3 protein-coding genes are annotated in these 2,364 nt (G+C 62.7%); all 3 read left to right on the top strand.

Annotation, left to right across the window (positions count from 1 at the left end; genetic code table 11):
- A partial coding sequence (locus T281_RS16860) for a thiamine pyrophosphate-dependent enzyme (protein WP_037242260.1) occupies nucleotides 1-1,100 on the top strand: 1,100 nt, incomplete at its 5' end.
- Nucleotides 1,101-1,171: 71 nt separating this feature from the next.
- Nucleotides 1,172-1,720 (top strand): acetolactate synthase small subunit, encoded by a 549-nt coding sequence (gene ilvN, locus T281_RS16855; RefSeq protein WP_013419889.1) that lies wholly within the window; start codon nucleotides 1,172-1,174, stop codon nucleotides 1,718-1,720.
- Nucleotides 1,721-1,922: 202 nt separating this feature from the next.
- Nucleotides 1,923-2,364, top strand: a 442-nt coding sequence (locus tag T281_RS16850) for an NAD(P)-dependent oxidoreductase (RefSeq protein WP_037242257.1), incomplete at its 3' end; no start/stop codon positions are given.

Here is a 2,364-nt window from a genome sequence, read left to right as displayed (position 1 = left end):
CGGCCTCGAAGCTTCTGCGCGAGTTCGTGGACACGACCGGCTTCCCGATCACGTCCACGCTGATGGGCCTCGGCGCCTACCCGGCTTCGTCGAAGCAATGGCTCGGCATGCTCGGCATGCACGGCACCTACGAAGCCAACATGGCGATGCACGATTGCGACGTGATGATCTGCGTCGGCGCGCGATTCGACGACCGCATCACCGGGCGGCTGAACGCGTTCGCGCCGCACTCGAAGAAGATCCACATCGACATCGACCCGTCGTCGATCTCGAAGACCGTGCGCGCCGACATTCCGATCATCGGCGATTGCGGCTACGTGCTCGAAGAGATGCTGCGCGTCTGGCGTTCGCGCGCGCCGCAGATCGATAAGAAGGCGATCAAGGTGTGGTGGACGTCGATCGAGGGCTGGCGCTCGCGCGATTGCCTTAAATACAAGATGCGCGATGACGTGATCATGCCGCAATACGCGATCCAGCGGCTTTACGAACTCACGAAGAACCGCGACACCTACATCACGACCGAGGTCGGCCAGCATCAGATGTGGGCCGCGCAGTTCTATCGCTTTGACGAGCCGAACCACTGGATGACGAGCGGCGGCCTCGGCACGATGGGCTATGGCCTGCCGGCGGCGGTCGGCGTGCAGGTCGCGCACCCGGAAAGCCTCGTCATCGACATCGCGGGCGAGTCCTCCGTGATGATGACAATGCAGGAGATGTCGACGGCGGCGCAGTACGGCCTGCCGATCAAGATCTTCATCCTGAACAATGAATATATGGGCATGGTGCGCCAGTGGCAGGAACTGCTGCACGGCGGGCGCTATTCTCACTCCTATGCGGAGGCGCTGCCCGACTTCGTGAAGCTGGCCGAGGCGTATCATTGCGTCGGCTTCCGCGCCGAGAAGCCCGACGAACTTGACGACATGATTATCGAGATGATCAATTCGCCGAAGCCGGTGCTGTTCGACTGCCGCGTGTCGAAGCTCGCCAACTGCTTCCCGATGATCCCATCGGGCGAGGCGCACAACAACATGCTGTTCGGCGACGAACTCGCCAATGAAGACATTGAACTCGCCTTCTCGAAGGGCAAGGCGCTCGTCTAAAGCGGTGCGTCGGGCCTCCGGCTTCGCCGCCGCGAGGCCCGTCGACGCGGCCCAAAGTAAGGTGGCATACAATGAACAAGATGGAATGGGGTCCGGCGATGCCCTTGGCAGATCCGCAGGAGCGAATTGAGCGGCATACGATTTCGGTGCTCGTCGACAACGAGCCCGGCGTTCTGGCGCGTGTCATCGGCCTGTTCGCCGGGCGCGGCTACAACATCGACAGCCTGACGGTGACCGAGGTCAGCCGCGAGGCTGGCGCGTCGCGCATCACCATCGTGACCACGGGTTCGGTCGAGATCATCGACCAGATCAAGAGCCAACTCGGCCGCCTCGTGCCGGTGCATGGCGTGACCGACCTCACCGTCAAGGGCGATCCCATCGAGCGCGAGCTTGCGCTCGTCAAGGTGGCGGGCAAAGGCGACAAGCGCGTCGAGAGCCTGCGCCTTGCCGAAGCCTTCCGCGCAAAGGTCGTGGATGCGACGGTCGATCATTTCGTTTTCGAGATCACGGGCAAGGTGTCGAAAATCGACACGTTCATCGGTCTCATGAAGCCGCTCGGCCTCGTCGAGATCGCGCGAACGGGCGTTGCCGCCATCTCGCGCGGCCCAGAGGGCATGTAGCGGCCTCGCAGAGCAGGTTACCTTCGCGCAAACTCGGCGCTGCGGAAGTCTGTGTCCGCAAAATCGAGGGAAGTTCGATTGACCTTTGGCGCGCGGCTTTCTAAGCCGGTGCCCAACTCAGAGCGTTCCGCGTCCTTCGGCCTCACGATCACGCCCGCGCCCTGAAAATTCGACGGAAATAACGCTGAAAAAGGGAAAGACCATGCGCGTTTATTATGATCGCGACGCCGATATCAATCTCGTCAAGGGCAAGAAAGTCGCCATCGTTGGTTACGGTAGCCAAGGCCACGCCCACGCGCTCAACCTGCGCGACTCCGGGGTGCCCGACGTCGTCGTGGCGCTGCGCAAGGGCTCGGCTTCGGCGAAGAAGGCCGAGGGCGAAGGCTTGCGCGTGATGGAAGTGGCCGATGCCGCGAAATGGGCCGACGTCGTGATGATGCTGACGCCGGACGAGCTTCAGGCCGACATCTATCGCGATCACCTGCATGCCAACCTGAAGGAAGGCGCACTGCTGCTGTTCGCGCACGGCCTCAACATCCACTTCAACCTGATCGTGCCGCGCGCCGATCTCGACGTGGGCATGGTTGCGCCGAAGGGTCCGGGCCACACCGTTCGCGGCGAATATGCGCGCGGCGCGGGCGTGC

Origin of the sequence: Rhodomicrobium udaipurense JA643, assembly GCF_000636015.1 — a bacterium.
Classification (GTDB): Bacteria; Pseudomonadota; Alphaproteobacteria; order Rhizobiales; family Rhodomicrobiaceae; genus Rhodomicrobium; species Rhodomicrobium udaipurense.
The sequence above is the reverse complement of the archived record's forward strand: the minus strand, read 5'-3'. Positions and strand labels throughout refer to the sequence as shown.

Excerpts from the sequence above, each read along its gene's own strand:
- ilvN (WP_013419889.1), top strand. The coding sequence starts at position 1,172 with ATGAACAAGATGGAATGGGGTCCGGCGATGCCCTTGGCAGATCCGCAG.